General features: G+C 70.8%; 7 protein-coding genes. 4 read left to right on the top strand and 3 right to left on the bottom strand.

Features of this window, described 5'->3' with window-relative positions; translation table 11 throughout:
- From ABFX54_RS55370 to ABFX54_RS55360, 3 genes are all read left to right on the top strand, one after another.
- Window positions 1–586, top strand: a 586-nt coding sequence (locus tag ABFX54_RS55370; RefSeq protein ID WP_346115387.1) for an FGGY-family carbohydrate kinase, incomplete at its 5' end; no start/stop codon positions are given.
- A gap of 84 nt (window positions 587–670) precedes the next feature.
- Window positions 671–1,285, top strand: coding sequence for a histidine phosphatase family protein (locus ABFX54_RS55365; RefSeq protein ID WP_346115386.1), 615 nt, complete (start codon window positions 671–673; stop codon window positions 1,283–1,285).
- Window positions 1,282–2,286, top strand: a complete 1,005-nt coding sequence (locus ABFX54_RS55360; RefSeq protein ID WP_428834669.1) for a 2-hydroxyacid dehydrogenase — start codon at window positions 1,282–1,284, stop codon at window positions 2,284–2,286. The genes ABFX54_RS55365 and ABFX54_RS55360 overlap by 4 nt, the downstream gene beginning before the upstream one ends.
- A 52-nt stretch (window positions 2,287–2,338) precedes the next feature.
- Here ABFX54_RS55360 and ABFX54_RS55355 read toward each other — a convergent pair whose 3' ends face one another.
- The 3 genes from ABFX54_RS55355 to ABFX54_RS55345 all read right to left on the bottom strand — a co-directional run bounded on the left by ABFX54_RS55355 (window position 2,339) and on the right by ABFX54_RS55345 (window position 5,451).
- Complete coding sequence (locus tag ABFX54_RS55355) at window positions 2,339–3,199, bottom strand: carbohydrate ABC transporter permease (protein WP_346115385.1); 861 nt, start codon at window positions 3,197–3,199, stop codon at window positions 2,339–2,341.
- The gene (locus ABFX54_RS55350) at window positions 3,196–4,083 is read right to left on the bottom strand and encodes a carbohydrate ABC transporter permease (protein WP_346115384.1); all 888 of its coding nucleotides are present in this window, start codon (window positions 4,081–4,083) and stop codon (window positions 3,196–3,198) included. Before ABFX54_RS55350 ends, ABFX54_RS55355 begins: the two co-directional genes overlap by 4 nt.
- Before the next feature lie 72 nt (window positions 4,084–4,155).
- The gene (locus ABFX54_RS55345) at window positions 4,156–5,451 is read right to left on the bottom strand and encodes an ABC transporter substrate-binding protein (RefSeq protein ID WP_346115383.1); all 1,296 of its coding nucleotides are present in this window, start codon (window positions 5,449–5,451) and stop codon (window positions 4,156–4,158) included.
- Window positions 5,452–6,004: 553 nt separating this feature from the next.
- Here ABFX54_RS55345 and ABFX54_RS55340 point away from each other — a divergent pair.
- On the top strand, window positions 6,005–7,137 hold a 1,133-nt coding region (locus ABFX54_RS55340), incomplete at its 3' end, for an ABC transporter ATP-binding protein (protein WP_487047342.1).

The raw sequence follows: 7,137 nt of genomic DNA, 5'->3' as shown, positions 1-7,137 counted from the left end.
CCTCGACGCCCTGAGCGCCCGGGCCGCCGCCCGCTACGGCCCCCAGGCGCGCCGCGCGCCGGACGCGAGGCTCTCCGGTGCGCGCGTCCCGAGCGGGCGCGCGGGCGCGCCGCGGGTCGTCACCTATCCGCTCGTCTCGCGGGGTGAGCGGTTCCCCTTCGCCGCGCCGGACGCCGAGTCGTTCACGCTCGGGGAGCCCGCCGACGACGTCGAGCGGTACGCCGCGATCCTGCTCGGGGCGGCCTTCGTCGAACGGCTCTGCTTCGACTACCTCGACCTGCTCGGCGCCCCGGTGGACGGCGAGATCATCCTGACCGGCGGGGCCACCAGGAGCGCCTACTGGACCCAGCTCAGAGCCGACGTCCTGGAGCGGCCCGTGACGCTGCGGGAGAACGCCGAGCCCGCGCTGGGCATGGCCGTGCTGGCGGGCGGCGACCCGGCCCGCATGATCAGGACCCGCGCCGTGGTCGAGCCGTCAGGGGCCTCGCTGGGCGAGGCGTACGTACGTTTCGTCACCGAGCTGGAGCGGCGCGGCTGGCTGGACCCCGAGGCCGCCGCGCACGCCCGCGAGCGGGCCACCCCATGACCCCGGCCCCACGACCGGCCCTATGACCGGTCTCACGACCGGCCTCACGACCGGTGCCACGCTCGTCCGCGAGAGGACCCCCTCATGACCGACCTCGTGCTCGTCCGCCACGGCGAGACCGTCTGGCACGCCGAGAACCGCTACGCGGGCATCAGCGACATCGAGCTGACCCCGCGCGGCCACGAGCAGGCCGCTCAGCTCGCCGGGTGGGCCGCGGGCGCGGGCCTGGCCGCCGTGTGGGCCTCCACGCTCAGCCGGGCCCGCATCACCGCGCAGGCCGCCGCCGACCAGGCGGGCCTGCCGGTACGGACCGACGCCCGGCTCCGCGAGCTGGACTTCGGCCAGGGCGAGGGCCTCACCTCGGCCGAGATGGCGGCCCGCTTCCCCGAGGCCCGCGCCGCCTTCGAGGCCGACCCCGCCGCGAACCCGCTACCGGACGGCGAGGACCCGCACGAGGCCGCCGCCCGCTTCGCCGGCGCGCTGCACGACATCGCCGCCGCGCATCCCGGCGGCCGCGTCCTGGTGGTCGCGCACACGACGGCCCTCAGGCTGACCCTGTGCCGGCTCATCGGGGTGCCGCTCGGCGAGTACCGGCGGCTGTTCCCGCGCCTGGACAACTGCGCCCTGACCGAGCTGCGCCTGAAGGCCGGCCGGGTGGCGCTGCTGCAGTACAACTCCCCGATTGGAGCCGTTCGTTGACCATCCGGATCCTTGCCGCCGGCGATCACTTCGTCCGCAACAGCCTGTTCGGCGACGCTCTCAGACGCGAGGTCCCCGGTGAGGTGGACATCAGCGAGCTGACGCTGCCGTGGCCGGTGCAGCCGTTCGGCCGGGTGGGGGAGGTGGACGAGGCCTCCGACGTGGAGGACGAGCTGATCGAGGCGCTGCGCGGCGTCGAGGTGTGCGTGACCCAGATGGCGCCGCTGACCAAGCGCGTCCTGGACGCCTCCCCCGACCTGCGGCTGTTCTGCGTGAGCCGGGGCGGCCCGGTCAACGCCAACCTGGAGGCCGCCGCTCAGGCGGGGGTCGCGGTGACGTACGCGCCAGGCCGCAACGCCGTCGCCACCGCCGAGCACACCCTGGCGATGCTGCTGGCCGCCACCCGCCGCATCCCGCAGACCCACGCGGACCTCGCGGGCGGCGTGTGGCGGGGCGACTACTACACCTACGACAATGTCGGCCCCGAGCTGGACGGCAGCACCGTCGGTCTGATCGGCTACGGCGCGATCGGCCGCCGCGTGGCCCGCATGCTGGAGGGCTTCGGCGCGGAGGTGCTCGTCTATGACCCGTACGTGGACGTGCCCGGCAAGGTGGAGCTGCCCGAACTGCTGCGGCGTTCCCGGTTCGTCTCCCTGCACGCCCGCGCCACCTCCGAGACGGCCGGCATGATCGGCGCCGCCGAGCTGGCGGCAATGCCCAGGGGCTCGGTCCTGGTCAACTGCGCCAGGGGCGCGCTGCTCGACTACGACGCCCTGTGCGACGCCCTCGACTCCGGCCACCTGTTCGGCGCGGCGACGGACGTCTTCCCCGAGGAGCCCATCCCGGCGGGCTCACGCCTGCTCACCACGCCGAACCTGGTCATGACCCCGCACCTGGCCGGGGCCAGCAAGGAGACCGCGATGAAGGCGGCCTCGATCGTGGCGGCGGACGTGGCCCGCTACGTACGCGGCGAGCCACTCGCCCACCTGGCGACCCCCTGAAGGGGTCCCCACAGGTGGGCGCAGTGGGGGCGCTCGGAGGGTCGCTGTGGGGTCACCCCTTGAGCGCCCCCGCCATCAGCCCGCGCATGAAGAACCGGCCCAGCACCACGTAGATCACCATCGTCGGGATCGACGCCAGGATGGCCGCCGCCATCTGCTGGCTGTACGGGGTGGCCTGCGCACCCGCGATGTTGTTCAGCATCACGGTCGTGGGCCAGCTCGTCGGCCCGGTCAGGAAGACGGCGAACAGGAAGTCGTTCCAGAGCGAGGTGAACTGCCAGATGATGACCACGGCGATGGCCGGCGCGGACACCGGCAGCACCACCGACCAGTACGCCCGCAACATCCCGGCCCCGTCGACCCGCGAGGCTTCGATCAGCTCGTCGGGGATGGTCACGTAGTAGTTGCGGAAGATCAGCGTGCAGATCGGGATGCCGTACACGACGTGCGCCAGCACCAGGCCGGGGATGCCGCCGTAGAAGACGCCCTGCAGGCCGGCCTGCTCGTCGACCCACACCAGCAGCTGCACCAGCGGGATCATCACCCCCTGGTACGGGATGAACATGCCGAACAGGAACAGCGTGAACAGCACGTCCGCCCCGGGGAAGCGCCACTTGGACAGCACGTAGCCGTTCATGGAGCCCAGCGCGCACGACAACAGGGACCCCGGCACCGCCAGCAGCACGCTGTTCCACAGCCCGGGGGCCAGCTTCTCCCAGGCCACCCGCCACGCCTCGGTCGTCCACGTCTGCGGCAGGTTCCACGCCTGGCCGGGGTCGGCCTCGGTGAGCGGCTTGAAGCTGGTCACCAGCAGCACGTAGATCGGGATGAGGAAGACGAACACGAACAGGATCAGCAGGCCGAACTTCGTCCAGCCGAACACCGCCGCCCTGCGTCCGGCCACCGCCGTCATGATCGCCTCTCCTTACGCACCGACCAGACCAGGTACGGGATCACGAAGATCGCCACGCTGAGCACGATGTAGGAGGCGATCGTGGCCCCCTTCGCCGGGTCGTTCGAGTCGAACACCGCCACCCACATGAACACGGCGGGCACGTCCGTGATGATCTGCTTGCCGGACACCGCCACGATGAGGTCGAAGACCTTGAGCGAGATGTGCCCCAGGATGATCAGCGCGGAGAGCGTGACCGGCCTGAGCAGGGGCAGCACCACGTGCCGGTAGACGCCCCACTCGGTACAGCCGTCCACCCGCGCGGCCTCGCGCAGTTCCTCGGGCACGCCGCGGAACCCCGCCAGGAAGAGTGCCATGACATATCCGGACATCTGCCAGATGGCCGGGAGCGCCATCGCGGCCATCCCCCAGTCCGGGTCCCGGAACCACTGCCACTGCGGCAGCCCGATCCAGTCGAACAGCCGGTTGAGCCCGACCGCCCGCTCCCCGGTGCCGGAGTTCATCAGCCACCGCCACACGATCCCCGTCGCCACGAACGAGATGGCCATCGGGAACAGGTAGATCGCGCGGAAGGTGCCCTCGCCCCTGACGCCCTTCTCCATGAGGAACGCCAGCAGCCACCCGAGCAGCAGCGCCCCCAGGACGAACACGACCGTGAACATGATCGCGTGGTTCACCGACAGGTGCCACCGGGGCAGATCCCAGATGTCGACGAAGTTCTGCAGCCCGACGAACTTCCCCTCGGAGACGGCATCGTGCTGGTCGGTCATGGCGACCCGGAAGTTCCAGCCGAGCATGCCGTACACGAAGACGCCGATCAGCACGATCGACGGCGTGACGAGGAGGAGTCCGGGCAGCCACGTACGCGCCCGCCTCACAAGCATTCCCTCTCACGGATGCGGCAGGCGCGCACCGGCGCCCGCCGCATCCTGCAGTGATCCTGCGGTTTCACCGACTTACTGGGCGTTGGCCGTGGCCGCGTCCGCCAGGCCCTGCTGCAGGGCCTTGACGTCCTTGCTGCCGATGAACAGCCCGACCGCCTCGTTGATCGCGGCCAGCCACGGCTGGTTCACCGCCACGCCGTGCTGGATGGAGCCGGCCAGCTTGTTGCTGGACCAGTCCTTCAGCGCGTCGGCCAGGTAGTCGGTGTAGAGCGCCTGGTCGGCGTCCTTGCGGGCGGGGATGGAGCCCTTCTTCGGGTTGAAGGCGTCCTGCCCCTCCTTGCTGGCCGCGACCTTGAGCCAGGCCAGCGCCCCGTCCCGGTTCTTGGCGCCCTTGGGCAGCGTGAAGCTGTCGGACAGCCACAGGTACGTGCCCTCGGTGCCGGGAGCCGGCGCCCAGTCGAAGTCGGTCTTCGACGTCTTGCCCAGCCCGCCCTCCGGCGGGTTGTGGAAGTAGCCGTACGCCCAGTCGCCCATGACGTTGAACGCCGCCTCGCCGTCGGCCACCTGCTTGGCGGCCGGCTGCCAGTCGTCCTGCGGGTCGCCCGCGTACGACAGGATCTTGGCGAAGTTCTCCAGCGCCTTCGTCACCTCGGCGCTGTTCCAGTCGGCACCCGGCTTGAACAGCGCGTTGTAGGCGTCGGTGCCGAGCGAGCCGAGCAGCACGCTCTCCATCAGGTGGGTGACCGTCCACTCCGACCCGATGGACAGCGGGACCTTGCCCTTGGCCTTGACCTTCTCCAGCGCCGCGATGAACTCCTCGATCGTCTTCGGCGCCGCGGCCACGCCCGCGTCCTTGAGCACGGCCGGGTTGAACCACAGCACGTTGGAGCGGTGGATGTTCACCGGCACGGAGTAGATCTTGCCCTCGACGCTGATCTGCTCGACGAGCTGCGCGGGGAAGGCGTCCTTCAGCTTCAGCTCGTCGTAGAGCGAGGTCAGGTCCTCAAGGTTGCCGGCCTTGATGTAGCCCTGCAGCTCGGCGCCCGCGTGCCCCTGGAAGGTGTCGGGCGGGGTGCTGGCCTGCAACTTCGACTGCAGCAGCGCCTTGGCCTTGTCACCCGAGCCGCCGGCCACCGCCGCGTCGAAGAAGGTGTAGTTCGGATTCTTCTCCTCGAATATCTTCCGCATGGCCTGGAGGCCGTCGGCCTCGCCGGGGCCCGTCCACCATGAGAAGACCTCAACCTGCTGTTTGCCGCCGCTCGCCGCGGGCGACTGTCCGGTCGCGGTGCTGCCGCCTCCGCCGCCGCAGGCAGCCAGGCCCAGCACGCTCACCATCGTGATCGATACGGCCGCTAACCACCGTCGCATCCCCACACCATCCCTTCGAAGCCCCCCGAAGTCGGTGATTTGACAACGTTGTCAACAACGGCTATCAACCCACTTCCGGCAGCCGTGCGTCAAGGGATGAGCGGTAACAGCTCCGCATATTCCAGCCTCAGCGCGAAGAACCAGCGGGGCCGGGAGAAAGAGCGGCGCCAGAAGAAACGGCGGGGCCAGATGAAAGGGCGGGCTCGAGCCCTGCGCGGCCCGAGCCCGCTGTCACGCGCCCGGGGCCGGACCCCCACCCCTCCGAGAAGATCCGGCCCCGTGCGGACGCGTGACGTCCCCGACCGATCGGCCGCGACGCCCCCGACGCGAGGGGCGAGGAACGCGCGGTGCGGTCGATCACACGTAGAACGGTAGATGTGCAGAGAGCCGTGGCACATGCGCTGACATGGCCATTCGACGATGTAAGCGCGACAGGCGCGGCCATGTGTAGACAAGTGCACGGGCCATTGAACGGCATTCGTCCATACGACGATCTGTGTATGCAGGCCCTTGTGCGTACGTGAAAGCCCGTGCCGGCGGGAACACTCACGACATGGCTGATGAGCCGCTCGAACTCGGCGAGATCTCCTTCTCCGACTGGTACGCCCACATGGACAAGCTCGCCGAGGTGGGCTTCCTCACCATCGCCCGCCGGTTGCCCGCGCTCGTCGGCCAGGCGATGCGCACCGCCTGGCGGGCCAGCCCGCGCGACACCGTGGCGACGATCTCGCTCAACCTCCTGACCGGGGTGTTCACCGCGTTCGGTCTGCTGGCCACCACGGGGGTGCTGACCGCGCTGTTCAGCGAGGGCCCGACCCCCGACCGTGTCATGGCCGCGCTGCCCAGCCTGGCGCTGGTGGCGGGCGCGGCGGTGCTGCGCACGACGGCGCAGGCGGGCGCGGGCTGGGCACAGGCCCGCCTCACCCCGCAGGTGAGCCGGCTGACCGAGGAGCGCCTGTACGGCCTGACCAGCCGCGTCGACCTGGTGGCCTACGACGACCCCGAGTTCCACGACGCGCTGCAGCGCGCCAGGCTGCGCGGGGTGGCCATGGCCGACGCGGTCGTCCGCAGCGCCATCGACCTGGTCACCGCCGCCGTCGGCATCGCCGCCGTGGCGAGCGTGCTGGGCGTGCTGCACCCGGTGCTGCTGCCGCTCCTGCTGCTGGCCGTGCTGCCCGACGCCTGGGCGCTGGTCCGCAGCGCCAAGATGCGCTACGCCACCCTCTACGCCCTCATCCCCGTGCACCGCCGCAAGTGGATCGTGGCCGAGCTGCTGGCCGACCGCGAGCCGGCCGCGGAGGTGCGCTCGTTCACGATGCGCGGCTTCCTGCTGCGCGTCTACGACGCCGTCGCCCGCGCGGAGCAGGACGTCATGCTGCGCCTGGCCCGGCGGCAGATGACGGCCAGGCTCGTCGGCGAGGCGCTCGGCGGTCTCGGCGCCGCCCTGGTCTACGTCGCGCTCGGCATCCTGCTCGCCGTCGCCGCGATCCCGCTGGCGGTGGCAGGCACCGCGGTCCTCGCCATCCGCTCGGCCCAGACCTCTCTGGGCAATCTGGTGTACGCCACGAACGAGCTCTACGAGGAGGGTCTCTACTTCACCGACTTCGTCACGTTCTGCGAGGACGCGGAGGGACGGCTGACCGGCCCCAGGCCGCTGCCCGTCCCCGGCTCCTTCGAGCGCATCAC

Origin of the sequence: Nonomuraea maheshkhaliensis (assembly GCF_039529435.1) — a bacterium.
Lineage (GTDB): Bacteria > Actinomycetota > Actinomycetes > Streptosporangiales > Streptosporangiaceae > Nonomuraea > Nonomuraea maheshkhaliensis.
Note: the sequence above shows the minus strand (reverse complement) of the source record. Positions and strands in the feature narration are given on the sequence as shown.